The sequence below is a fragment of the Micromonospora sp. 050-3 genome (assembly GCF_046549335.1).
In the GTDB taxonomy this organism is placed as follows: domain Bacteria; phylum Actinomycetota; class Actinomycetes; order Mycobacteriales; family Micromonosporaceae; genus Micromonospora; species Micromonospora trifolii.
In genome coordinates this window covers 550,133-574,865 of record NZ_JAJPVX010000001.1, presented here as the reverse complement: position 1 = coordinate 574,865, position 24,733 = coordinate 550,133, and the positions used below count along the sequence as shown (strand labels likewise).

Here is a 24,733-nt window from a genome sequence, read left to right as displayed (position 1 = left end):
AACCTCCAGCGATCGGCAGCATGATCATTCACACCGATCGCGGCGCGGTTCGGCAGCCGGCAAGTCTTGCCGACTTAAACCTCTTTGCCCATATTTGTGAGCGGCTTCACCAGCGGGAATGTCCGGTCGGTACGGCAGCGGACCTGCCGCACCGACCGGACGCCAGCACCTCAGCGGGCGGCGAGAGCCTGCGCGGCCGGGCCGACCGGGGCCGGCAACGCACCAACACCGCCCAGATAGCCGTGGATGGCGGCGGCGACCGCACGCCCCTCGGCGATGGCCCAGACGATCAACGAGGCGCCCCGGTGCATGTCACCGGCCACGAACACCCCGTCGGCGTCGGTCTGCCAGTCGTCGCGGGCGTCGATGGCGCCCCGAGGGTTGCGGGCCACGCCGAACTGGGCCAGCAGCGGCTGCTGCTCGGTGCCCTCGAAGCCGATCGCCAGCAGCACCAGATCAGCCGGCAACTCCCGCTCGGAGCCCGGCACCACTGTGACGACCCGCCGGCCGTCGCGCTTCTCCACTGTCACCTCGGCGATCCGCACCGCCCGCACCTGGCCGGTGCCGTCGTCCACGAACTCCTGCACCGCAACGGCGAAGACCCGCGAGCCACCCTCCTCGTGCGCCGGGTAGCTGCGCAGCACCCACGGCCAGGTCGGCCACGGGTCCCGGGCCTCGTCGCGCTCTTGCGGCGGCTGCGGGTACAGGTCGAGCTGGTGCACGCCCGCGGCGCCCTGGCGGTGCGCGACGCCGAGACAGTCGGCCGCCGTGTCACCGCCACCGATGATCACCACGTGCTTGCCGGCCGCGTCGATCGGGGTGCCGTCCGGCAACACCGCCCGCGCCAGCCGACGCTCACCGGTGGCCACCACGCCAGCCTGCTCGATGGCCGCCGTGGCGACCGCGCGATTCGCCGCGACCAGGTGGGCCATCGCCTGGTGTACGCCCCGAAGCGCCCGCCCCGGGGTCTCCGGGGTGTCCCGGCCCTGCAACGCGCCACAGGCCAGCAGCACCGCGTCGTGCTCGGCGCGCAACTGCTCGGCGGTGACGTCCACCCCGACGTTCACGCCGGTGCGGAAGCGCACCCCCTCGGCGGTGAGCTGGGCCAACCGGGCATCGATGTGCCGCTTCTCCAACTTGAAGTCGGGGATGCCGTACCGGAGCAGGCCACCGATCGCGTCGTCGCGTTCGTACACCGTCACCGCGTGACCGGCGCGGGCCAACTGCTGCGCGGCGGCGAGGCCGGCGGGCCCGGAGCCGACGACGGCGACCGACCGGCCCGACGGCGCCGGCACCGGGCGGGGGGTGAACCCGCGCGCCGCGGCGAAGTCGGCGATCTCCACCTCGACCTGCTTGATGGTCACCGGTTGACCGCCGGAGATGCCGAGCACGCAGGCCGCCTCACAGGGCGCCGGGCAGAGTCGGCCGGTGAACTCCGGGAAGTTGTTGGTGGCGTGCAGCGACTCCACGGCGGCGTCCCAGTTGCCGGTACGCACCAGGTCGTTCCAGTCCGGGATGCGATTGCCCAGCGGGCAGCCGTCGTGACAGAACGGGATGCCGCAGTCCATGCATCGGGTGGCCTGCTCACGGACCAACTCCTCGCCGGCCGGCGGGTACACCTCCCGCCAGTCGCTGATCCGCACCGGCACCGGGCGGCGGGCCGGCAGTCGCCGGTCGTAGCGCAGGAAACCGTTCGGGTCAGGCACGTGCCACCTCCTGGGCAGCCACCCGCGGGGCGGGCGGCACCGGCATCGCCGGCACAGCGGGCGCGGTCAGTTCTTTCATGACCGCGTCGTCGACGTCGCGGCCGGCTGCTTCGGCGGCCCGCATGATCTCCAGCACCCGGCGGTAGTCGCGGGGTACCACAGCGGTGAACTCGACCACCGCCTCCGGCCACCGCTTGAGCAACTCCTCGGCGACCGCCGACCCGGTCTCGGCCACGTGCCGTTGGACCAGCTCGTGCAGGAGCGACTGCTCCTGCTCGCCCAGCGGCAACAGGTCGACCAGCTCCGCGTTGACCCGGGCCCGGTCCAGGTGGTGCACGTACGCCGTGCCACCGGACATGCCGGCCGCGAAGTTCCGGCCGGTCGCGCCGAGCACCACCACAGTGCCGCCGGTCATGTACTCGCAGCCATGGTCACCGACGCCCTCGACCACGGCGATCGCGCCGGAGTTACGCACCGCGAACCGCTCCCCCACCCGGCCGCGCAGGAAGACCTCGCCCGCCGTGGCCCCGTACAGGATGGTGTTGCCGGCGATGATCTGATCCTCGGCCCGCTGCCCCGGCTCGGCGTCCGGGTCGAGGAACGGCGCGGCGGCGTCCGGACGGACGATGAGCCGGCCCCCGGAGAGACCCTTGCCCACGTAGTCGTTGGCGTCGCCGTGCAGGCGCAGGGTCACCCCGCGCGGCAGGAACGCGCCGAACGACTGCCCAGCCGTGCCGTGCAGCACGAACTCGATGGTGTCTTCGGGAAGGCCGGCGCCACCGAAGCGACGGGTCACCTCACCGCCGAGCATCGCGCCGATGCTGCGGTGCTCGTTGCGCACCGCCACCTCGACGCGCACCGGCGCCCCGTCCGTCAGAGCCGGACGGGCCAGCGCGATCAGCTCGTTGTCGAGCGCCTGATCCAGGCCGTGATCCTGCGCGCGGACCCCGCGTCGGGCCGCACCGGCGGGCAGCTCCGGCAGGTGCAGGACGGGCGCCAGGTCCAACCCGTGCGCCTTCCAGTGCGTCAGCGCCGGGGCCACGTCGAGCAGCTCGGACTGCCCGATCGCCTCCTCGATCGAGGAGAAACCCAGCTCGGCCAGGTACCCCCGGACCTCCTCGGCGAGGAAGAGGAAGAAGTTCTCCACGAACTCCGGCTTGCCGGTGAAGCGCTCCCGCAGCACCGGGTTCTGGGTGGCGATGCCGACCGGGCAGGTGTCCAGGTGGCAGACCCGCATCATCACGCAGCCCTCGACGATCAGCGGCGCGGTCGCGAAGCCGAACTCCTCCGCGCCGAGCAGCGCCGCGACCAGCACGTCCCGGCCGGTCTTGAGCTGGCCGTCGACCTGCACTGTGACCCGGTCCCGCAGCTTGTTGAGCAACAACGTCTGCTGCGCCTCGGCCAGCCCCAACTCCCACGGGGTGCCGGCGTGCTTGAGCGAGTTCATCGGAGAGGCGCCCGTACCCCCGTCGTGGCCGGAGATCAGGATGACGTCCGCCTTGAGCTTCGCCACCCCGGCGGCGACGGTGCCGACGCCGACCTCGCTGACCAGCTTGACGTGCACCCGGGCCGCCGGGTTGACGCACTTGAGGTCGTGCACCAACTGGGCGAGGTCCTCGATGGAGTAGATGTCGTGGTGCGGCGGCGGGGAGATCAGACCCACGCCGGGGGTGGCGTGCCGGGTCCGGGCGATCCACGGCCAGACCTTGTTGCCGGGCAGCTGACCGCCCTCACCCGGCTTGGCGCCCTGGGCCATCTTGATCTGGAGGTCGTCGGCGTTGACCAGGTATTCACTCGTCACACCGAAGCGGCCGCTGGCGATCTGCTTGACCGCCGAACGGCGGGCCGGGTCGTGCAGCCGCTCGACGTCCTCGCCGCCCTCACCGGTGTTGGACTTGCCGCCGAGCCGGTTCATGGCGATGGCGAGCGTCTCGTGCGCCTCCGCCGAGATCGACCCGTACGACATGGCGCCGGTGGCGAACCGCTTGACGATCTCGGTGGCCGGCTCGACCTCCTCGATCGGCACCGCCGGACGGACCCCGGTGCGCAGGGTGAACAGCCCGCGCAGCGAGCCGGCCTGCGCGGCGAGCGCGTCGACCTTGGCGGTGTACTGCCGGAAGACGTCGTACTGCCGGCTGCGGGTGGCGTGTTGCAGCAGGAAGACCGTCTCCGGGTTGAACAGGTGCAGCTCACCCTCGCGGCGCCACTGGTACTCGCCACCGACCTCCAACCGGTCAGAAGTGGCGGTGCCGGTCGGCGGCCAGGCCAGCGCGTGCCGGGCGGCCACCTCGGTGTGCACGCCCGCGAGCGCGACCCCGCCGATGCGGCTGGGGGTGCCCCGGAAGTAGCGCTCGACCAGCCGGCTGTCCAGGCCGACCGCCTCGAAGACCTGCGCCCCGCAGTACGAGGAGACCGTCGATATCCCCATCTTGGACATGATCTTCAGGACGCCCTTGCCGAGCGCCTTCGCGTAGTTGCGCACTGCCGCAGCGGGCTCCACCCCGGCCAACGCGCCCGTGGCGATCATGTCCTCGACCGACTCGAACGCCAGGTACGGGTTGACCGCTGCCGCGCCGTAGCCGATCAGCACCGCCGCGTGGTGCACCTCCCGGCAGTCCCCGGACTCGACGATCAGCGCCGCCCGCGTACGGGTCTGCTCGCGGACCAGGTGCTGGTGCACGGCGGCGGTGAGCAGCAGCGACGGGATCGGTGCCAGGTCGGCGTTGGAGTCCCGGTCGGAGAGCACCAGGATGCGCACGCCGTCCTCGATCGCCTCGGAGACGTGCCGGCAGATCTCGGTCAGCCGTGCCTTGATCCCGGCGGCGCCCTCCCGGATCCGGTACAGCCCGGAGACCCGGACCGCCTTGAAGCCGGGCAGGTCGCCGTCCTCGTCGATGGAGAGGATCTTCGCCAGCTCGTCGTTGTCGATGATCGGGTGCGGGAGCACGATCTGCCGGCAGCTCGCGGCGCCCGGGTCGAGCAGGTTGCCCTCCGGCCCGATGGTCGACGCCAGGCTGGTCACCAACTCCTCGCGGATGGCGTCCAGCGGCGGGTTGGTGACCTGGGCGAAGAGCTGGTGGAAGTAGTCGTAGAGCAGCCGCGGCCGGGTGGACAGCGGCGCGATCGGGGTGTCCGTTCCCATCGAGCCGAGCGGCTCGGCGCCGGTGCGGGCCATCGGCCCGAGCAGTATCTTCAGCTCTTCCACCGTGTAGCCGAAGGTCTGCTGCCGGCGGCGCACCGAGTCGTGCGTGTAGACGGTGTGCTCGCGGGCCGGCAGGTCGTTCAGCTCGATCAGCCCGGCGTGCAGCCACTCGCCGTACGGCTGGGCGGCGGCCAACTCGGACTTGATCTCCTCGTCGTGCACGATCCGCCCGGCCACGGTGTCGACCAGGAACATCCGGCCCGGCTGGAGGCGCCCCTTGGCGACCACGTGGGCCGGGTCGAGGTCGAGGACGCCCGCCTCGGAGCCGAGAACCACGAGCCCGTCGTCGGTCTGCCACCAGCGCCCCGGGCGCAGCCCGTTGCGGTCCAGCACCGCGCCGACGATCTCGCCGTCGGTGAAGGCCACCGACGCCGGGCCGTCCCACGGCTCCATGAGGCTGGCGTGGAAGCGGTAGAAGGCGCGCTTGGCCGGGTCCATCCCCGGGTCGTTCTCCCAGGCCTCGGGGATCATCATGAGAACCGCGTGCGGCAGGCTCCGCCCGGCCAGGTGCAGCAGCTCCAGGACCTCGTCGAAGTTCGCCGAGTCGGAGGCGGCGGGGGTGCAGACCGGGAAGACCCGCCGGATGTTGCCCGGCACGTTCGGCGAGCGCAGGAGCGCCTCGCGGGCCTGCATCCAGTTGCGGTTGCCGCGGATCGTGTTGATCTCGCCGTTGTGGGCGATGAACCGGTACGGATGCGCCAGCGGCCAGGATGGGAAGGTGTTTGTGGAGAAGCGGGAGTGCACCAACGCGATCGCGCTGTCCACCCGCTCGTCGCGCAGGTCCGGGTAGAACGCCGGCAACTGGTCGGGCGTGAGCATGCCCTTGTAGACCATGGTGCGGCTGGACAGCGACGGGAAGTACGCCGGGACGCCGCGCTCGGCGGTCTCCCGCTCGGCCTGCTTGCGCAGGCAGAACGCCACCCGGTCCAGCTCGATGCCGCGCAGCGGGGAGCCGGCCGGCCCGTCGGGCGCGTCGGTGAGGCGGTGCGCGGCCAGGAAGAGCTGCCGGACCCGGGGCATCGCCGCCAGGGCGGTCTCGCCCAGGTCACTCGGGTCGATCGGCACGTCCCGCCAGCCGAGCAGGTCGGCGCCCTCGACCAGTGCGTACTTCTCGACCACCCGACGGGCACGCGCCTCGGCGGCATCGTCGTCGGGCAGGAAGACCAGTCCCGTGGCGTACTCGCCCGCCGGGGGAAGCGCGACGTCGGCCACCGCGCGCAGGAACGCGTCGGGCACCTGGATCATGATGCCGGCGCCGTCGCCGGTGTTCGGCTCCGCGCCACGGGCGCCCCGGTGGTCCAGCCGACAGAGCGCGCCGAGCCCGTTGGCGACGACCGAGTGTGAACGCCGGCCGTGCAGGTCCGCCACGAAGGCCACGCCGCAGGCATCGTGCTCCTGCGCTGGGTCGTAGAGGCCCTGGGCAGACGGACGGGGGTGGGGCGTCGGGGACGCCTGCGGGCTGTGCGGGTGCGGCTGTTCTGTGTCCGCGTACGGCTGAGCCACCGGGCCTCCTGTCGTCACTCAGGTTGGATCATGGTGGGGACGACGTCGGCCCGTGGGTCTATTGAGTCTACGTTAGGGCCGGGGTCGCACGGCCACCCGAGATTGATCACACCGTCCATTGGCTGGGACGTGTAGTCTCGCGCGGTGGATCCGCTACACAAGCATGTCTTCGACCGGTTGGAACGCTTCTACGACGCGGTGCCCCGCGACGTCGCCGGTGCGGAGGATCATGGCGGGCTGGTGCTGTTCGTCCGCGAGGGCGCCGGTTGGCCGTTCTACGCCCGCCCCCGCATCGACGCCACCGAGCCGCCGTCGCTGGCCGACGTGACCTCGGTGCGCGAGCGCCAGCGAAAGCTGGGCCTGCCGGAGGCCTTCGAGTGGGTGCACGAGACGGCCCCCGAGCTGCTGGCGGTGGCCCGCTCGGCGGGGCTCAGCGTGCTGGAGGCGCCGCTGATGGTGCTCGACCCGAGCGCGCTGCCCGACCCGGCGACGATCTCCGACGCGGCGGTGCGGGTGCTGGCGGCGGACTCCCCCGGCTTCGCCGCCGATGTCGCCGCCCGACGTGCGGTGGCAGCTGTGGCGTTCGCCGCCGCCGGCACCGCGCCCGGCGAGGCCGGCCCGGCCGAACGCGACGCCGCCGTCACCGAACTCGAACTGGCCGCGCTCGACGAGGAGCGCGCCCGGATCGCCGATGGCCGACGGATCTCCGCGCTGGCCGGCACGCCGACCGAGGGCGCGCTGGCCAGCGGCATGGCGATGCGGGTCGACGACGTCGCGGAGATCGCCGGGGTGGCCACCCTGCCGTCCGCCCGACGACGCGGGCTGGGCGCCGCGCTCACCGCCACCCTGGCCCGGGAACTGCTGGCGGCCGGCACCGAGCTGGTCTTCCTCTCCGCGGGCAGCGAAGAGATCGCGCGGGTCTACCTACGGGTCGGCTTCCGCCGAATCGGCACCGCCTGCATCGCCGAACCCGCCGCGCTCATTCCCTGACCCGCCCCGTCCCGCTGACCTGCCCCGCGACCGGGGTCAGGTCGGTGGGCGCCACTGGGCGGCGGAGGCGACGGCGCTGGAGATCAGTCGGGAGTTGATCGTGCCCAGTGCGGCGTCCCGGGCGCGCAGCGCCAGCCGGCCCCGGGTCTGGAGCACCGCCGACATCCGCCGGGTCTGCCGGACCACTGTCGCGGCCCGGGGGCGGCGCACCCGGTCGTACGCCTGGACGGCGTCGGGCAGTCGGGCCTCCCGCAGTAGCGACGCGAGCGTGGCGGCGTCCTCGAACGCGAGGCAGGCGCCCTGCCCGAGGTGCGGCGGCATGGCGTGCGCCGCGTCGCCGAGCAGCACCACCCCACCGGGCCCGACCGGAAAGCCGTACGCCCGGGGCAGCGGGCGCAGCTCGCGAACCTCCTGTTGGACCAGGTCGGCCGGCTCGGTCGCGTCGAGCAGCGCGCCGACCGGCGCGGGCCAGCCCGCGTACCAGCGGCGCAGCAGGGCGAGCTGCGTCTCCGGTGGTTCCGGGCGGGGCGCGCCGGCGGCGGTGGCCACCCAGTAGATGCCGCCCCGGGTGGACCCGCCCGAGGAGCCGCGCTCGCCCAGCGACGCGGCCACGAACCGGTAGCCCGCGCCGAGAATCTCACCGGCCAGCGGCTGATCGTCGGGGAGTCGAGGTGCCTGGTACCAGGGGATGACGGCCCGCCAGGCGGCGCACCCGGAGCTGACCACCCGGGACTCGGGCGCGAGTTGCCGGCGGATACCGCTGTCCGTGCCGTCGGCTGCCACCACCAGGTCGGCCTCAATGGTCTGCCGCCCATCGCTGACTCCCGGCCGCTCGCCCGGCTCGACACGGACATGACGCACTGTCACCCCGGTCCGCAACTCGACCCGCTCGCCGAGGCCGGCGATCAGCGCGTCGTGCAGATCCTCCCGGTGCACCACCACCGGCATCCGGTCGGCCGGGATGGGCCGGGGCTGCACGAGCCAGTGCCCGTCCGGGCGACGGACCCCACCGTCGGGCAACGGGGTGGCGATGGCGGCCAGGCCGGCGCCGAGGCCGAGTGCCTGGAGCGCGCGGACACCGTTGGGCCAGAGCACCACCGCGGTCGGCTCGGGGCGGACCCGTTCGGCGCGTTCCAACACTGTGACCTGCCAGCCGGAACGGGCCAGCGCGCCGGCCACCGCGAGGCCACCGACCCCCGCGCCGACCACCACCGCGCTACGCATCGGTGCCGCTCAGCTGTCCCGGTCGGCGGGACGCGCGCCAGTGGCGTCGGCCCGGTCGGTGCGGGCGGCGGACGGATCGTCCGCCGGCTCGTCGTCGCTCGACGCGAGGTCGGCGGCTGCCGTGTCGTCGGACGGCTCGCCGTCATCCGGCCGGGAGTCGTCGTCGTTCGCCGGCGGCACGACGCCGGTGTCCTGCCAGGCGGCGTACTGCTCCTCGCTCACCACCCGGTAGCCCTCCGGCGCGGCGGCCCGTGTGGGGGTCTCCCGCTCGGAGAGGTCGACCTGGGACAGGTCGGACGTGGGGGGCGGGGTCGTCGTCGCCGCCGGGCCGAGCGGGATCAGGTAGTCCCGAGGGCCACGCACGCGTACGAAGTAGATGAGGGCGCCGAGGAAGACCAGGGCGGCGGTCCAGACGTTGAGCCGGACGCCGAGGATCTGGTTGGCCTCGTCGGTGCGCATCAGCTCGATCCAGAACCGGCCGACGGTGTAACCCATCACGTAGAGCGCGAACGCCCGGCCCCGGCCCAGCTTCAGCCGGCGGTCGAGGATGAGGACCAGGGCCACGACGCCGAGGTTCCACAGCGCCTCGTAGAGGAAGGTCGGCTGGTAGAGACCCGGTTCGAGGATCGGCTGGCCGGCGTCGTCGCGCAACGCGTGCCCGGGGTTGTCCGGGTCCATCCGGTGGATCTCCAGACCCCACGGCAGTGTGGTCCGGCCACCGAAGAGCTCGTTGTTGAACCAGTTGCCGATCCGACCGACGGCCTGGGCCAGCGGCAGCCCGGGGGCCAGGGCGTCGGCCACCACACCGAACGGAATGCCGAGCTGTCGGGCCGCGATCCAGGCACCGACCGCGCCACCGGCGACGGCGCCCCAGATGCCGAGACCGCCCTCCCAGATGGCGAACGCCTTCATCGGGTCCCCGCCGGCGCCGAAGTACTTCTCCGGTGAGGTGACCACGTGGTAAATCCGGGCGCCGATGATGCCGGCGGGCACCGCCCAGACGGCGATGTCGAGCACAGCGCCGGGCGCGACGCCGCGCTGCCGCAGCCGGCGCTCGGTCACCCAGCAGGCCAGCACGATGCCGGCGATGATGCAGAGCGCGTAGGCCCGGATCGGCACCGGCCCGAGCTGCCAGACCGCGGTGCTGGGGCTGGGCAGGGCCGCCTGGGGGGAGAGCGAGGCGAGGGTCACGGGTGCACACGCTACCGCTGCACACCCCCGCAGCGGCACCCCGGGCCGCCGGAGGGCGCATCCCGGTGACTTCTGGTTTGCACCGCCGTAGGCTCTTTGTCCATGAGCGCGCTCACCTGGGCGGTCGCCGCGGTCGTCACCGACGACACCGGTCGGGTGCTGCTCTGCCAGCAGGGTCGGGGTTCCCGCCGCTACGCGTTGCCCGGCGGACGGCTCCGCCCGGCCGAGGGCCCGGTAGGGGCGGCGCTACGTGACATTCGCGCGGAGACCGGCTGGGACATCGAGCTGATCGACCTGGTCGGGGTCTACCACCTGAGCGTCCCCTCGGGAGATGCCGCCGCCGGACGCGCCGGGCCGCTGCCGGACGTCCTCGTGCACGTGTTCCGGGCCCGCGCGGCCGGGGTCCGACCCGCCAGCGACCCACCGCCGGGCTGCCGGTTGTCCTGGCACTCCCCCGACGCGCTGCCCGAGATGGTCACCCCGCTCACCCGGGCCGCCGTCATCGACGCGACGGCCGGCCGCTCCGGCGTGCTCCGCGACGTCCCCTGCGCCACCGGTACCGTCACCTCCGCGCCGCTGCCGGCGGCTCGCCCGGCCGAGGACGGCCAGCCGGCAACCGACCAGGACGCGCGGCGGCCGAGGACCGACCAGGACGGGCATCCGGGAGCGGGGCAGCCACCGGAGCAACGCGGCGAGGCAGCGGACCCGTCGTCCCTGCACCCCTGACGGGCCGCAACCGTCCCGAGGTCCGCCGCGTGGTCGCGGACGGGCCGGGCTCAGCGGGTGGGGTTACGGACACCCTCGGCGAGCTCGGCGCTGAGCGTGCGCAGGGCGGCCAGCCCGTCGGCCTCGGTGGGTGCGTCGAGCACACACCTGACCAGCGCGCTGCCCACGATCACCCCGTCGGCGTAACCGGCGACGGTGCCGGCCTGCGCGCCGGTGCCCACCCCCAGGCCGACACCGATCGGCAGGTCGGTCACCGCACGCGCTCGGGAGACCAGCGTCGGGGCGGCGTCGGAGGTACGCGCCCGGGCGCCGGTCACCCCCATCACGGCGGTCGCGTAGACGAAGCCGCGGCAATGCTGCACAGTCATCGCCAGCCGGGCGTCGGTGGACGACGGCGAGACCAGGAACGTGCGGTCCAGCCCGTGCGCGTCCGAGGCGGCCAGCCACTCGTCGGCCTCGTCGGGGATGAGGTCCGGGGTGATCAGGCCGGTGCCGCCGGCGGAGGCGAGGTCACGGGCGAAGACGTCCACGCCGTACCGCTCGACCGGGTTCCAGTAGGTCATGGTGACCACCGGGGCGCCGGTGGCCGCCACCGCCTCGATGATGCGCATCGTGTCCGCGGTGCGTACGCCCCCGGCAAGCGCGATGTCACTGGCCCGCTGGATCACCGGCCCGTCCATCACCGGGTCGGAGTAGGGGATCTCCACCTCGATCACGTCGACGCCGGCCTCGACCATGGCGGTCATCGCGGCGATGCTGCCCTCGACGGTGGGGAAACCAGCCGGCATGCAGCCGACCAGCAGTGCCCGTCCGTCGGCGCGGGCCTTGTCGAAGGCCACCCCGATCCGGCTCATCTCACCGCTCCTTGTCGAGGATGCCGAAGTAGTCGCCGGCGGTGTGCACGTCCTTGTCGCCCCGCCCGGAGAGGTTGACCACGATGGTGGGCTCCCGGCCCAGCTCCGCGGCGAGCTTCGGGGCCAGCGCGACGGTGCCGGCGAGCGCGTGCGCGCTCTCGATCGCCGGGATGATGCCCTCGGTGCGGCAGAGCAGCTCGAACGCGGCCATCGCCTCGTCGTCGGTGACCGGCAGGTAGTTCGCCCGGCCGGTGTCGTGCAGCCACGCGTGCTCGGGCCCGACGCCCGGATAGTCCAGGCCGGCGGAGATCGAGTGCGACTCCAGGGTCTGCCCGTCGGCGTCCTGAAGCACGAACGTGCGGGTGCCGTGCAGCACCCCGGCGGACCCGCCGGTGATGCTCGCCGCGTGCCGGCCGGTGGCCACCCCGTCGCCGCCGGCTTCGAAGCCGTACAGCCGCACCGCCTCGTCGCCCACGAAGGCGTGGAAGATGCCGAGCGCGTTGGAGCCGCCGCCGACGCAGGCGGTGACGGCGTCCGGCAGCCCACCGGTGAGGTCCAGGCACTGCTGACGGGCCTCGTCACCGATGCCCCGCACGAAGTCGCGCACCATCGCCGGGAACGGGTGCGGGCCAGCGGCGGTGCCGATCAGGTAGTGCGTCTCGTCGACGTTGGCCACCCAGTCGCGCATCGCCTCGTTCATCGCGTCCTTGAGGGTGCGCGAACCGTTGGTGACCGGGACGACAGTGGCGCCGAGCATCCGCATCCGGGCCACGTTGAGCGCCTGCCGCTCGGTGTCGACCTGGCCCATGTAGACCACGCACTCGAGGTCGAACAGGGCGGCGGCGGTCGCGGTGGCGACACCATGCTGGCCGGCGCCGGTCTCCGCGATCACCCGGGTCTTGCCCATCCGCTTGGTGAGCAGCGCCTGGCCGAGCACGTTGCGCACCTTGTGCGCACCCGTGTGGTTGAGGTCCTCGCGCTTGAGCAGCACCCGCGCGCCGACCTTCGCGGAGAACCGTCGGGCCTCGTAGAGCAGCGACGGCGTGCCGGCGTAGTCGCGCAGCAGCGCGCCGAACTCGGCCCGGAAGGACTCGTCCGCCATCGCCGTACGCCACGCCCCGTCGAGCTCGTCCAGCGCGGCCACCAGGGCCTCGGGAACGAACCGACCGCCGAAGCGGCCGAAGTGGCCGGCGGAGTCGGGCTGCGGGCCGGCCACCGGGGCCAGCGCGTCGGCGCTCATCGGAAATCCTCTCGGTGGGACGTCAGACCGGCGCGGGGTCAGCGCACCGGCCGGGGCGTTGCCGGGTGGTTGCCGGCGTTGACCAACTCGGCGACCGCCTCGCGGGGGCTCTTCTGGGTGACCAGGCCCTCGCCCACGAGGACCGCGTCGGCGCCCGCGGAGGCGTACCGGATCAGGTCGTGCGGGCCACGAACGCCGGATTCGGCGATCTTGACGACGCTGCTGGGCAGGCCCGGCGCTATCCGCTCGAACACCGACCGGTCGACCTCCAGGGTACGCAGGTCACGGGCGTTGACCCCGATCACCTGCGCGCCGGCCTCCAGCGCGCGGTCGGCCTCTTCCTCGTCGTGCACCTCGACCAGAGCGGTCATGCCCAGCGACTCGATCCGCTCCAGCAGGCCCATCAGGACGTTCTGCTCGAGTGCGGCGACGATCAGCAGAACCAGGTCGGCGCCGTGCGCGCGGGCCTCGTGGATCTGATAGCTGGAGACCACGAAGTCCTTACGCAGCACCGGCACTGTGACCGCGGCACGAACGGCCGCCAGGTCGTCCAGCGAACCGCCGAACCAGCGGCCCTCGGTCAGCACACTGATCGCCCGCGCCCCACCGGCCGCGTAGTCGACCGCGAGGTCGGCCGGATCGGCGATCTCGGCCAGCCGGCCCTTGGACGGCGACGAGCGCTTCACCTCGGCGATCACGGCCACGCCGGGCTTGCGTAGCGCCGCGTACGCGTCCATGGGCGGCGGCGCAGCCGCTGCCAGTTCACGGATCCGCTCCAGCGGAACCTGCTCCTGGCGCCGGGCGACGTCTTCACGCACGCCGGCCAGAATCTCGTCGAGCACGCTTACGGACGCTGCCTGGCCGGCCTCGTCCCCCTCCGCGTGCGCATGCTCAGCAGTCACGAACGGACTCCCCTCTCCGGGCGTCATGGGCCGATGCTAGGGGCAGCCGACCGACACCGAATGCCGGGGGTATGGCGCTGCTCACGAAAAGGGCTGCGGCATAATGGCCGACTTGCCGTGAAGGGGTTGTCACGCAGCGCCACCTCCGGTATCGACCACCGTCACGCGGTATGGAGCCTGCCGGCCGCAGTCAGACCGGGCCGATCCATCGATCATGCCACCAGTTTCCCCTCCGCGCCTGACCACAACGATGTCGATCGATGCTGTGAGCAAGCTCAAGGCCAAACGGACGGTGCCTGGTCACGGCCGGGGCGAGACAGTTGACCGGGCGGTCACCGCGGCGAAACGTCGACCGGCGAGCATCGTCCTCGGGCAGACTCGATGGCGCGCCTGCCCCGACCGCAGCAACTCCTCGTGCGAGGTGACCATGAGCATTTCCGAGCCGCAACCGACCATCGGACTGACCACCATCTCGCGGACGGTGGCGTCGCTCGCCGTCGGAGTGGTGCACACCGTGGAACGCGCCGTGGTGGGCGAGGGACGGATGCGGACGGCCCGGGGCAACGCCTGGGAGGCGGTCTGCGCCGACCGGGCCCGCGCCGACCAACGCGCCGAGCTGAACCGCCTGGTCGCCGAGCTGACCGCCGCCCGCGCCGTCAGTAGCCGCGCCCAGTGGGAGCGCCAGCCGGTCGGCTGACCGCCCGCCGGCGCTGCGGCCACTGCGTCAGTCGGCGGTGGGGTCCTCGCCCCGGTCCAGCGCGTCCCACGCCTCGGTGGTCCGCCGCCCCGCCAAGGGCGTCGGCGGCCCGGCCGGGTCGCCCTGCGCCGACGCGGCCTCCGGAGCGGTCCGCGCCGGACGTTCGTACCGGGCGCCCATCGCCGGCCAGTCACCGCCACGCATCGCCGTCCACCAGCCGCCCACGGCGGCCAGCAGACCGCCGAGCAGGCAGAGCGCCGGCCACTGCCGGCTCACCGCGCCGCCCACGTCGGCCACCAGCCCGTACCCGCCACCGGCCGCAACGGCCAGCCCGAGCAGGCCGAGCAACACCCCGAGCACCCGACGCAGGCGACCCCGGGTGGCCAGCACCGCGCCACCCCCGGCCAAGGTCACCAGAGCCAACGCCGGCAGCCAGGGCAGCAGGCTCGCACCGCTGTGGGTGTCACGCACCGGCGGCAGCGGCGCCGGACGTACCGTCAGCTCGACCGACCAGCTGCGCGTCGCGGCCCACAGCGCCAGGCCCGCGCCGGCCAGGCAGAGCAGCACGGCGTACGTCAACGCGCGCCGGCCCACGACGGACCGCTCCCCGCCACTCAACGGGCGGGCCGGAGGGTTTCGGCGGCCGCGATCGCGGCCAGCACGGCCGCGGCCTTGTTGCGCGTCTCCTGGTCCTCGGCGGCCGGGTCCGAGTCGGCGACGACCCCCGCCCCGGCCTGGACGTAGGCGCGGCCGTCACGGATGAGCGCCGTCCGGATGGCGATCGCCATGTCCAGGTCGCCACCGAAGCCGAAGTAGCCCACGGTACCGCCGTAGAGGCCACGCCGGACCGGCTCCAACTCCTCGATGATCTCCATGGCGCGCACCTTGGGCGCCCCGGAGAGCGTGCCGGCCGGGAAGGTCGCGGCCAGCGCGTCGAAGGCGCTCTGGTCGTCACGCAGCGTGCCGGTGACTGTGGAGACGATGTGCATGACGTGGCTGTACCGCTCGATGGTGGCGAACTCGGGCACCTCCACGCTGCCGGGCTGACAGACCCGACCCAGGTCGTTGCGGCCTAGGTCGACGAGCATCACGTGCTCGGCTCGTTCCTTCGGGTCGGCGAGCAGTTCGGCGGCGAGCGCGGCGTCGGCGGCGGCGGTGCCGCCCCGCGGCCGGGTGCCGGCGATCGGGTGCAACAACGCCCGGCGCCGCCCGTCCGCGGCCCCGGTGACCTTCAGGTGCGCCTCCGGCGACGAGCCGACGATGTCGAACCCGTCGAAGCGCAGCAGGTACATGTACGGGCTGGGGTTGCTGGTGCGCAGCACCCGGTAGACGTCCAGCGGGTCGGCGTGGGTCGTCCGCTCGAAGCGTTGGGAGAGCACGATCTGGAAGCACTCACCCGCCCGGATCGCCTCCTTGGCCGCCTCCACCGCCTTGGGGTAGCCGCCGTCGGGCGTACGGCAGAGCACCTCGCCGGCCGGCGGACGCTCGACCGTGGAGATCATCGGCGGGATGGGCCGGGACAGCGCCGTGGTCATCGCGTCCAACCGGCCCACCGCGTGGTGGTAGGCGGCGGCGACCTGCGGGGCGCGGTCCGGGGCGTCCAACGGCGGCAGCACCGCGTTGGCGACCAGGATCGCCGAGCCGTCGTAGTGGTCGAGCACCACCAGGTCGGTGGCGAGCATCATGCCCAGCTCCGGGACGCCCAGGTCGTCCTCGGTCAGCTCGGGCAACCGCTCGAAGCGCCGGATCAGGTCGTAGCCGAGGTAGCCGACCATGCCCCCGGTCAGCGGCGGCAGGTCGTCGGACGGGTCCCCGACCGGGCCGGCCAGCGCGGCCACCGTCTCCCGCAGCATCCGCACCGGGTCACCCTCGGTGCTCAGCCCGGCCGGCGGCTGGCCCAGCCAGGTCGCCACGCCGTCGCGCTCGATCAGTGTCGCGCTGCTGCGTACGCCGATGAACGAGTACCGCGACCAGGCCATGCCGGCCGAGCCGACGCCCTGCTCGGCCGATTCCAACAGGAACGTGCCCGGTCCACCGGCCAGCTTCCGGTAGACCCCGACCGGGGTCTCCGCGTCGGCCAGCAGTCGCCGGGTGACCGGCACCACCCGCCAGTCGGCGGCGAGCGCGGTGAAGGTGGCCAGGTCGGGGCTGAGGGTGCCGTCGGTCATTGGTGCGCCTCCGTCCCGGTGACGGGCAGCTCGGTGAAGAAGCACGTCCGGTGCCCGGTGTGGCAGGCCGCGCCGACCTGGTCCACGCTCACCAGCAGCGCGTCCCCGTCGCAGTCCAGGGCGACCGACCGCACGTACTGGTGGTGCCCGGAGGTGGCGCCCTTGACCCAGTATTCGCTGCGGCTGCGCGACCAGTAGGTGGCCCGGCCGGTGGTGAGGGTGCGGTGCAGCGCCTCGTCGTCCATCCAGGCGACCATCAGCACCTCACCGGAGTCGTGCGCACGCACCACTGCGGCAACCAGACCGTCGGCGGTGCGGCGCAGCTGGGCCGCGATGGCCGGGTCGAGCCGGGACGGGCGCGCCGGCACGGGCGCGGCCAGCTCGTTCGGATCGCTGGGTACGCCGGTCACCGGCGAGTCAGGTACGGGCACAGTCACCAATTCTCCCGCACGCGGCGCGGGCACCGCCGACCGCTCCCGCCAGGGCTGCGGCGAGGGCCCCGACTGCGACAAGGGCCGAGGCTGCGGCGGGGGCCCGGCCGGCCGGGCCAGTTGGGCGACGTAGCGGTCCAGCCGGCCGTCGACCAGGGCGGCGGCCAGGTCCGCGCCGGCCGTGTCGGCGATCTCCTCGGCGTACGGCCGGATCAGCGGCAGCGTGCCGGCGACCAGCCGTACGGCGGCGGCCCAGAGCTGCCCGGTGGCACCCGGGCGCAGCCCGAGGCAGAGCAGCATGTCCGTCCGGTAGCCGGGTGGGGACACCGGCAGTTCCAGGGCCGCCGCGAAGGCCGCCCGGCGGGAGTGGACCCGCACGGAGGGGTTGGCCGGGCGCAGCACCGAGGGGCAGAGCCGCGCCAGGTCGGCGACGGCGAGCCTCACCCCGAGGCGATCGCTGGCAGCGCGGGCGGCGGCGGCCTTACCCAGCGTGGCGATCATCTCTTCCAGCCGGGGTGGTTCGGCGGGCTGGCAGAGCACCGGCAGGTCGATCCGGGGCCGCCAGTGCGGGTCGGCCCAGAGCAGCCGCGCCGGCGCGGTGACCGGCAGTCCGAAGGCCCAGTCGGCCGGTTCGCCGAGTCGGTGCACCCAGGACCGGACGTCCCGGGCGGCCACCGAGACGTGAGTGACCTGGCCTGCGGACTCGGCCAGGTAGGCCCGGCGGGCCGCGTACGGGGCGCCGCCGACCAACACGTCGAGGTCGACGTCGCTGTGCGCGGTGGCGGCGCGGCGGGCGTGGCTGCCGCGCAACAGGATGCCGACGACCGGCCGCTCGGCGGCCTGCCGCAACCGCGCGGCCCAATCCTCAAGAAAACCGCTATTCGGTAACGGAGCGTGACCCACCGCGCCATCGTGCCGTACGTCCGATCGGCGCGCAATGCCCGTTGGCGGACTTCGTGTCCGGTCCGGAGCCTACTGCCCGTTCTCGCGCTCCGCGCGACGGTCGGCAGCCGGACACCGGTGCGGGCGTTGCGCCCGACGCGGTATTTCATCTAGCGTTGAGTTCAACAGGTGATGAGTTTCTGTGGAGGTGTGTGATGGACGATGCGATAGCCGTCCGAGACCTGGTCGTGGACCGGGGTGGGCGGCGGGTGCTGGACGGCATCAGCTGCCGGGTTCCGCGCGGCGCGGTCACCGGGCTGCTCGGCCCCAGCGGCAGCGGCAAGACCACGTTCATGCGGGCGGTGGTCGGGGTGCAGCTGGTCAGTGGCGGGACGGTCACCGTGCTCGGTCAACCGGCGGGCACCCCCGCGCTACGGCACCGGGTGGGCTATCTGACCCAGGCGCCGAGCGTCTACGCCGACCTGACCGTCCGGGAGAATGCCAGGTACTTCGCGGCCCTGTACGGGCGTGGGCGCGTCGAGGCCGACCGGGCGATCAGTGATGTCGGGCTGTCCGAGGCCGCCGGTCAGCTGGTCGGCACCCTCTCCGGCGGTCAACGCAGCCGAGCCTCGCTGGCGTGCGCCCTGGTCGGGGAGCCGGAGCTGGTCATCCTCGACGAGCCGACAGTCGGCCAGGACCCGGTGCTGCGGGCTGACCTGTGGGCCCGGTTCCACGCGATGGCCGCCGCCGGCACCACCCTGCTGGTGTCCAGCCACGTGATGGACGAGGCGGCGCGCTGCGACCAACTGTTGTTGATCCGCCAGGGTCAATTGATCGCCGACGACAGCCCGGCCGCGATCCGCGCCGCCGCCGGAGTGGACGACCTCGACGAGGCGTTCCTGCGGCTCATCCGGGCCGGCGAGACCGCCGCCACCAGCACCGACGCGACAGCCGCACGGGAGACAGCATGAACCCGCGAATCCTCGCCGCCACCACCGGCCGCATCCTGCGTCAGCTCCGGCACGACCGGCGGACCATCGCGCTGCTCGTGGTGGTGCCGGCCGCCCTGCTCACCCTTGTCTACTTCATGTACGCCGACCAGCCGACCCCGCCCGGCCAGCCGACCACCTTCGACCGGATCGCGCTGGTGATGCTCGGCATCTTTCCCTTCGTGATCATGTTTCTGGTGACCAGCATCGCCATGCTGCGGGAACGCACCTCGGGCACGCTGGAGCGGCTGCTCACCACACCGCTGGGCAAGCTCGATCTGCTCTTCGGGTACGGCATCGCGTTCGGGCTGGCCGCCGCCGTGCAGGCAGCCGTCGCCGCCGCGGTGGCGTACTGGGTCTTCGATCTGAAGACCGCCGGCAGCATCGGGCTGGTGCTCGGGATCGCCGTGCTCGACGCCGTGCTCGGCGTCGCCCTCGGGCTGCTGTGCAGTGCCTTCGCGCGCACCGAGTTCCAGGCAGTACAGTTCCTGCCAGTCGTGGTGGTCCCCCAACTGCTGCTCTGCGGGCTGTTCGTGGCCCGCGACCAGATGGCCGGCTGGCTCCAGGCGCTCAGTGACGCCTTCCCCCTGTCGTACGCCATCGAGGCGTTGCAGGAGGTCGGCGCCCACGCCGAACCGACCGGCCGGATGTGGCGCGATGTCGCTGTGGTTCTCGGCGCGGTGGTGCTGGCGCTGGTGCTCGCGGCGGCCACCCTGCGCCGACGCAGCGGCTGACCGCCAGCGCCGGGGGCGGCGGCCAGCGCGGCAGCCGACCCCGGCGTGGGCCGGGCCGGCCCACGACGGGCCGAGGCGGACTAACGAAGGGCGGCGATGACGCGGCGGACCGGCCGGCGACCCGGCAACCCGGGCACCCGGGAGGCGATTCTCGACGCGGCGCGGACGGCGTTCGCCGAACGTGGCTACGACGCCGCCTCGATCCGGGGCATCGCCGGTACGGCGCAGGTCGACCCGGCGCTGGTGCACCACTACTTCGGCAGCAAGGACCAGCTCTTCCTGGCCGCTATGAACTTTCCGGTCGACCCCGGTCAGCTGGTGCCGAAGGTGCTCGCCGGCGACCCGGACGGTGCCGGTGAGCGGATGGTGCGCATCTTCCTCGGCGTCTGGGACTCCCCGGCCGGCAGCGCCGCACAGGCACTGCTGCGCTCCGCAGTGAGCAACGAGTGGACCGCTCGACTGCTGCGTGAGTTCGTCACCACCCAGGTGCTGCGCCGGGTGCTGGAGAACCTCGACGTCGATCCGGCCGAGCTACCGCTGCGGGGCTCCCTGGTGGCCACCCAGATGATCGGCCTGGCCATGATGCGGCACGTGGTGCGCCTTGAGCCGGTCGCCTCGGCGGATCCGGAAACCCTGGTGGCCGCGATCGGCCCCACGATCCAGCGCTACCTCACCGGCCCCCTGCCCAGCTGACTCGGCGTTGAAGCCCGGTCAGCGCGGGGGGCGGGCGTTGGCTTCTAGTCGGAGTGGCGGTAGCAGGCGGGGCAGCTCGGCCGGGTCGGCCACCGGGCCCGGGAAGGCCAGCCGGACCCGACGCCGGGCACCGGGCTGGCCGAGGGCCACCACCAGCCCGTAGCGGTCGATGCGCACCACCCGGGGCGGCCCGTCCGGGGTCTGCTCGGTCAACCCGAGCTGCTGACGCAGGTACTCCGTCACCTGGGCGCCGTGGCACTCGGCGAGGTCGGCGAGCAGGCGGGCCTCGACCGGGTGCACCGGGTCCGGCTCGGCCTCGGCGTACTCCACCGGGTCGATCCGCTGCACGACGCCGGCCCGCTCCCAGCGGACCTCGACCACCTCGAAGCGGAACAGCCGGAACCGGGTGCCCAGGTCGAGCAGGTCGCCGGTCGGCTCCACAGCGGCGAACTCGACAGCCGCGTGGCGGGCCTCGTCGCCGCGCAGCTCGGCCGCCCAGCCGGACACCCACGCGCGACCCAGGCCGGGCGCGCCGGCGGCGGGTGGCAGGTCGAGCACGTCGAGCACCACCGCCACGTCGCTGCCCCCGGCGGCCGGCTGCAGGGCGGCGGCCAGGTGGCTGGCCACCGGCACCAGCAGCAGCACCCGCCCGTCCGAGTCGGTGACATGCCGGGCGTGGTGCGGACCCGGCCGGTGGGCCAGGTGCACGAGGCCGGGCAGGCGGCCGGCGACGAGGGTACGGACGATCTCGGCGGAGTTGGGCCGCATGGGCGCGACCTCCTTCAGAGGTTAGGCTTACCTAACCCGGAGCCTAGAGCACCCGCCCGTCGGCGTCCACCACACCGCGCACCTCACCGCGTCTGCTCCAGCCAGGAGGCGTAGAGCAGGCCGTACACCGAGTCGGCGTCGCGGACCAGCTCGTCGTGCGGGCCGCGCTGCACCACCCGGCCCCGGTCCACAACGATCACCTCGTCGGCGGCCTGCGCCGTGGAAAGCCGGTGCGCGATGGCCAGGGTGGTCCGACCACGGGTGACCGCGTCCAGCGTGCGTTGCAACCGCACCTCGGTCGCCGGGTCCACAGCGCTGGTCGCCTCGTCGAGCACCAGCAGGTCCGGGTCGGCCACGTACGCACGGGCCAACGCGACAAGCTGGCGCTCCCCGACGCTGAGCGCCTCGCCGCGCTCCCCGACCGGGGTGTTCAGGCCCGCCGGCAGGCCCTCCAGCCAGTCCGACAGGCCCAGCTCGGTGAAGGCGGCGCTCAACTGATCGTCGGTCAGCTCCGGCCGGGCGAACCGGACGTTGTCCCCCACCGTCGCGTCGAAGAGGAACCCGTCCTGCGGCACCATCACCACGCGGGAGCGCAGCGAGTCGAACCGGACGTCGGTCAGCGGCACCCCGGACAGCAGCACCGCCCCGGCCGACGGGTCCATCAGCCGGGTCAGCAACTTGGCGAAGGTGGTCTTGCCGCTGCCGGTCTCACCGACCACCGCCACCCGGCTCTTCGCCGGGATCTCCAGGTCGATGTCGTGCAGCACCGGTGGACCACCCGGATAGGCGAACCGCACACCGGAGAACCGGATGTCCAGCGGCCCGCCCGGCAGCTCCCGCCCCTGCTCCCCCGGGTCGGCCACGTCCGGGGCGACGTCCAGCACGTCCAGCACCCGACGCCAGCCGGCGATCGCGTTCTGCGCCTCGTTGAGCACCTCGGTGGCGATCTGCACCGGCTGGATGAAGAGCGTCACCAGGAAGAGGAACGCGGTCAGCTGGCCGATCGACAGCGTGCCGTCAACCCCCAGCAGCACGCCGAGCACCACCACGCCCGCCAGCGCCAGCCCCGCCGCCAACTCCCCGACGGAGCTGCCCACGATGCTGATCCGGATCGCCCGCTGCTGCGCCAGCCGCTGCCGGTCGATCGCCTCGTCCAGCCGCCGCTCGGTACGCCCGGCGATCCCGTACGCCCGGATCACCGGCGCGCCCACCACGCTCTCGCCGATCGCACCGAGCAACGTCCCGGTGCGTTGGCGCACCGTCGCGTACGCCGTGCCGAGGCGGCTCTGCAGCTGCCGGATCACGAACACCGCCGGCAGGAACGCGGCCAACACCACAAGGGTCAACTGCCAGGAGTACGCCAGCATGACGGCGGTGGTGACCACCAGTTGACCGAGGTTGACCAGCAGGATCACCCCGCCCCACTGGAGGAACTGGGTGATCTGGTCGACGTCGCTGGTGACCCGCGAGACCAGCGAACCTCGCCGCTCCGACTGCTGGTGCAACATCGACAGGTCGTGCACGTGGCGGAACGCGCGCGTCCGGACATTGGCCAGCGCCGTCTCGCTGACAGTGAACAGCCGGCGCATCATCAGGTAGCCGCAGATCGTGGTGACCGTCAGGATCGCCGCGGTGATCGCCACCACCGTCCAGACCACGTTCAGATTCAGACCACCGACGAGGCCCCGGTCGATGCCCTGCTGCACAGCGACCGGCACGGCGACCCGACCGACCATGTAGACCAACGCCAGGGCCAACGTGCCGGCCAGACCGATCCGCAGCTCCGGCGAGAGCGCCAGGCCCCGACGCAGGGTCTGCCAGGTCGTCTCCTGCCGGGCCTCCTGCTCGTCACTGTTCACCGTAGTCGCGCTCACCGGTCCCGCCTTCCGTTCGCGGCTGCGGGGCTCCGCTGCGCTGCACTCCTCGCGCTCACCGGTCCACCTCGATTTCCAGGCCCGACGGCAGCGGCGCCACGTCGTCGCCGTACGAACTTTCCTGCGCCCGTTCCACCTCGGCCTGCTCGTAGGCGGTGACCAGGTCCACGTAGCCGGGCACGGTGGCCAACAACTCGCTGTGGGTGCCCCGGGCGACCACCCGTCCGTGCTCCACGTAGATGACCTCGTCGGCGAGCGCGATGGTGGCCCGGCGGTACGCCACCACCAGGATCGACGCGGCCGGAACCCCCGCCTCCGTGGTCGACGACCGCAGCCCCGCCAGGATGGCCGCCTCCACTCGAGGATCGACAGCGCTGGTCGCGTCGTCGAGCACCAGCAGGCGCGGTCGACCGGCCAGCGCGCGGGCCAGGGTGAGCCGCTGGCGCTGACCGCCGGAGAGCGAGGTGCCCCGCTCGCCGACCATGGTGTCCAGACCGTCGGGCAGCGCGGCGACGAAACCGTCCGCCTCGGCCAGCCGCAGCGCCGCCCAGACCACCTCGTCGTCGACGCCGGACCGGTCGAGGGCGATGTTCGCGCGGACCGTGTCGTCGAAGATGAAGGGCACCTGGGCGACCAGGGCCGCAGTGCCGGCCAACGACGCGGAGGTCAGCTCGCGCACGTCCACGCCGTCCAGGCTCACAGTGCCGGAGTCCGGGTCGACGAGGCGCACCGCCAGCGAGGCGATGGTGGACTTGCCGGCGCCGGTCGGCCCCACCAGGGCCACCGTCCGACCGGACGGCACAGTGAAGCCGACCTCGCCGAGGACCTGCGCGCCGGGCGGGTGCGCTTCGGCCGGCGGGTAGGAGTAGTGCACGTCGCTGAAGGTGAGGGTGGCCGGGCCGGTGCCGGCCGGGTCGAGCACCCGCTGCCCGTACGGCATCTCGCCGGTGGCGTCGAGCACCCGGCGTACCCGGTCCCAGCCGGCGACGCTGCGCGGCAGCTCGGCCAGCACCCAACCGATGGCCCGCACCGGGAACGCCAGCACTGTGAAGAGGAAGGCCACGCTGACCAGCTCGGTCACGCTGATCGCGCCCTGGCGCAGCCGGAACGCTCCGACCACCAGTACGGCGAGGGTGCCGAGGCTGGGCAGCGTCTCCAGCAGCGGGTCGAAGATGCCGCGCAGGCGGCCGACCGCGATCAGCGAGTCGCGCAGCTCACCGGCGCGGCCCGCGAACCGGGCGGTCTCCTGGGCCTCGCGGCCCATCGTCTTGACCACCAGGGCGCCGTCGAAGCTCTCGTGGGCGATCCCGCTGACCTCGGCGCGCAGGCGCTGCGCCCGGGCCTGCCGGGGGGCCATCCGGCGGGAGTAGACGACGTTGAGCGCGAACAGCGCGGGGAAGACCGCGAGCCCGACCAGGGCGAGCGCCCAGTCGGTGGCGAAGAGCGACACGATCGCGCCGACCAGCATCACCAGCGTGCCGACGGCGAACGGCAGCGGCGCGATCGGGTACCAGGCCGCCTCCACGTCCGAGTTGGCGTTGGACAGCAGGGTGCCGGTGGAGTTGCGGTGGTGCCAGGACAGCGGCAGCTCCAGGTAGCGACGGGTCACCCTGCGGCGGTAGGAGGCCTGGAGGCGGTACTGCATGTAGCCGGCGCCGAGCCGGCGGCCGAAGATGCCCGCCACCCGCAGCACGCTGATCCCGAACAACGCTGCCGCGGCCAGCGCCAGGGTGCCGGCGCCCGCCTCGCCGCGCTCGATGGCCGGGAGCGCCACCTCACCGATGACCGAGCCGACCACCCGCGCGCTGACAATGATCATCCCGCCGAAGAGCACGCTTCCGACGACCGCCACCGAGAAGATCCTCGGCTGCTCACGGATCGCCTGCCGCAGGACCCCCAGCCCTCGACTGAGAACGTCCCGACTTGTCTTGCTCGCCACACTCTCCCCCGCCGTAAGCC

At 73.1% G+C, this 24,733-nt stretch carries 19 protein-coding genes and 1 pseudogene; 6 read left to right on the top strand and 14 right to left on the bottom strand.

Going from position 1 to position 24,733, the window contains the following annotated elements:
- Positions 1 to 170: 170 nt before the first annotated feature.
- Together ACLJOK_RS02715 and gltB are read right to left on the bottom strand one after the other, a co-directional pair.
- A complete protein-coding gene (locus tag ACLJOK_RS02715) occupies positions 171 to 1,706 on the bottom strand; it encodes a glutamate synthase subunit beta (RefSeq protein WP_410815900.1) in 1,536 nt (511 codons plus the stop codon).
- Entirely contained in the window at positions 1,699 to 6,411 is a 4,713-nt protein-coding gene (gene gltB / locus ACLJOK_RS02710) for a glutamate synthase large subunit (RefSeq protein ID WP_410815898.1), read from the bottom strand. Before gltB ends, ACLJOK_RS02715 begins: the two co-directional genes overlap by 8 nt.
- 144 nt (positions 6,412 to 6,555) lie before the next feature.
- Between gltB and ACLJOK_RS02705 the strand changes: the two genes are divergently transcribed.
- On the top strand, positions 6,556 to 7,401 hold the full coding sequence (locus ACLJOK_RS02705) for a GNAT family N-acetyltransferase (RefSeq protein WP_410815897.1): 846 nt from the start codon (positions 6,556 to 6,558) through the stop codon (positions 7,399 to 7,401).
- Positions 7,402 to 7,437: 36 nt separating this feature from the next.
- Here ACLJOK_RS02705 and ACLJOK_RS02700 read toward each other — a convergent pair whose 3' ends face one another.
- Positions 7,438 to 8,625: an FAD-dependent oxidoreductase gene (locus ACLJOK_RS02700; protein WP_410815895.1), complete on the bottom strand. Its 1,188-nt coding sequence runs from the start codon at positions 8,623 to 8,625 to the stop codon at positions 7,438 to 7,440.
- Between the two features lie 9 nt (positions 8,626 to 8,634).
- Positions 8,635 to 9,816, bottom strand: a complete 1,182-nt coding sequence (gene lgt, locus ACLJOK_RS02695; protein WP_410815893.1) for a prolipoprotein diacylglyceryl transferase — start codon at positions 9,814 to 9,816, stop codon at positions 8,635 to 8,637.
- A 102-nt stretch (positions 9,817 to 9,918) separates the two neighbouring features.
- Here lgt and ACLJOK_RS02690 point away from each other — a divergent pair, with 102 nt between their 5' ends.
- Complete coding sequence (locus ACLJOK_RS02690) at positions 9,919 to 10,542, top strand: NUDIX hydrolase (RefSeq protein ID WP_410815892.1); 624 nt, start codon at positions 9,919 to 9,921, stop codon at positions 10,540 to 10,542.
- 50 nt (positions 10,543 to 10,592) lie between these two features.
- Here the strand turns inward: ACLJOK_RS02690 and trpA are convergent, their stop codons facing one another.
- The 3 genes from trpA to trpC are packed head-to-tail and all read right to left on the bottom strand — an operon-like array spanning position 10,593 to position 13,478.
- The gene (gene trpA / locus ACLJOK_RS02685; RefSeq protein ID WP_091407799.1) at positions 10,593 to 11,396 is read right to left on the bottom strand and encodes a tryptophan synthase subunit alpha; all 804 of its coding nucleotides are present in this window, start codon (positions 11,394 to 11,396) and stop codon (positions 10,593 to 10,595) included.
- 1 nt (position 11,397) lies between these two features.
- Positions 11,398 to 12,636 carry a tryptophan synthase subunit beta gene (trpB, locus tag ACLJOK_RS02680; RefSeq protein WP_238667348.1) on the bottom strand — a complete coding sequence of 413 codons (1,239 nt, stop codon included), beginning with the start codon at positions 12,634 to 12,636 and terminating at the stop codon, positions 11,398 to 11,400.
- A 38-nt stretch (positions 12,637 to 12,674) separates the two neighbouring features.
- Positions 12,675 to 13,478, bottom strand: a complete 804-nt coding sequence (trpC, locus tag ACLJOK_RS02675) for an indole-3-glycerol phosphate synthase TrpC (RefSeq protein WP_030334428.1) — start codon at positions 13,476 to 13,478, stop codon at positions 12,675 to 12,677.
- A 487-nt stretch (positions 13,479 to 13,965) separates the two neighbouring features.
- Here trpC and ACLJOK_RS02670 point away from each other — a divergent pair, with 487 nt between their 5' ends.
- Positions 13,966 to 14,235: a hypothetical protein gene (locus tag ACLJOK_RS02670; RefSeq protein WP_410815891.1), complete on the top strand. Its 270-nt coding sequence runs from the start codon at positions 13,966 to 13,968 to the stop codon at positions 14,233 to 14,235.
- Between the two features lie 27 nt (positions 14,236 to 14,262).
- On the opposite strand, the gene ACLJOK_RS02665 is transcribed toward ACLJOK_RS02670, so the two are convergent.
- The 4 genes and pseudogenes from ACLJOK_RS02665 to ACLJOK_RS02650 form a co-directional block, all read right to left on the bottom strand.
- Positions 14,263 to 14,853 carry a Trp biosynthesis-associated membrane protein gene (locus ACLJOK_RS02665; protein WP_410815890.1) on the bottom strand — a complete coding sequence of 197 codons (591 nt, stop codon included), beginning with the start codon at positions 14,851 to 14,853 and terminating at the stop codon, positions 14,263 to 14,265.
- Entirely contained in the window at positions 14,850 to 16,403 is a 1,554-nt protein-coding gene (locus ACLJOK_RS02660) for an anthranilate synthase component I (protein ID WP_410815889.1), read from the bottom strand. Before ACLJOK_RS02660 ends, ACLJOK_RS02665 begins: the two co-directional genes overlap by 4 nt.
- Positions 16,400 to 16,834 carry a phosphoribosyl-AMP cyclohydrolase gene (gene hisI / locus ACLJOK_RS02655; RefSeq protein ID WP_410819221.1) on the bottom strand — a complete coding sequence of 145 codons (435 nt, stop codon included), beginning with the start codon at positions 16,832 to 16,834 and terminating at the stop codon, positions 16,400 to 16,402. Before hisI ends, ACLJOK_RS02660 begins: the two co-directional genes overlap by 4 nt.
- Before the next feature lie 216 nt (positions 16,835 to 17,050).
- Positions 17,051 to 17,335, bottom strand: a pseudogene (locus ACLJOK_RS02650) (phosphoribosyl-AMP cyclohydrolase); the annotation flags it as partial.
- Between the two features lie 596 nt (positions 17,336 to 17,931).
- Between ACLJOK_RS02650 and ACLJOK_RS02645 the strand changes: the two are divergent.
- From ACLJOK_RS02645 to ACLJOK_RS02635, 3 genes are all read left to right on the top strand, one after another.
- Positions 17,932 to 18,687 carry an ABC transporter ATP-binding protein gene (locus tag ACLJOK_RS02645; RefSeq protein WP_410815887.1) on the top strand — a complete coding sequence of 252 codons (756 nt, stop codon included), beginning with the start codon at positions 17,932 to 17,934 and terminating at the stop codon, positions 18,685 to 18,687.
- Entirely contained in the window at positions 18,684 to 19,439 is a 756-nt protein-coding gene (locus ACLJOK_RS02640) for an ABC transporter permease (RefSeq protein ID WP_410815885.1), read from the top strand. Before ACLJOK_RS02645 ends, ACLJOK_RS02640 begins: the two co-directional genes overlap by 4 nt.
- Positions 19,440 to 19,535: 96 nt before the next feature.
- Positions 19,536 to 20,132, top strand: a complete 597-nt coding sequence (locus ACLJOK_RS02635) for a TetR family transcriptional regulator (RefSeq protein WP_410815883.1) — start codon at positions 19,536 to 19,538, stop codon at positions 20,130 to 20,132.
- Positions 20,133 to 20,150: 18 nt separating this feature from the next.
- Here ACLJOK_RS02635 and ACLJOK_RS02630 read toward each other — a convergent pair whose 3' ends face one another.
- From ACLJOK_RS02630 to ACLJOK_RS02620, 3 genes are all read right to left on the bottom strand, one after another.
- Positions 20,151 to 20,900 (bottom strand): DUF2470 domain-containing protein, encoded by a 750-nt coding sequence (locus ACLJOK_RS02630; RefSeq protein ID WP_410815882.1) that lies wholly within the window; start codon positions 20,898 to 20,900, stop codon positions 20,151 to 20,153.
- 83 nt (positions 20,901 to 20,983) lie between these two features.
- On the bottom strand, positions 20,984 to 22,774 hold the full coding sequence (locus tag ACLJOK_RS02625; RefSeq protein ID WP_410815881.1) for an ABC transporter ATP-binding protein: 1,791 nt from the start codon (positions 22,772 to 22,774) through the stop codon (positions 20,984 to 20,986).
- Between the two features lie 55 nt (positions 22,775 to 22,829).
- Positions 22,830 to 24,713, bottom strand: coding sequence for an ABC transporter ATP-binding protein (locus tag ACLJOK_RS02620; protein WP_410815879.1), 1,884 nt, complete (start codon positions 24,711 to 24,713; stop codon positions 22,830 to 22,832).
- Between the last annotated feature and the right edge of the window lie 20 nt (positions 24,714 to 24,733).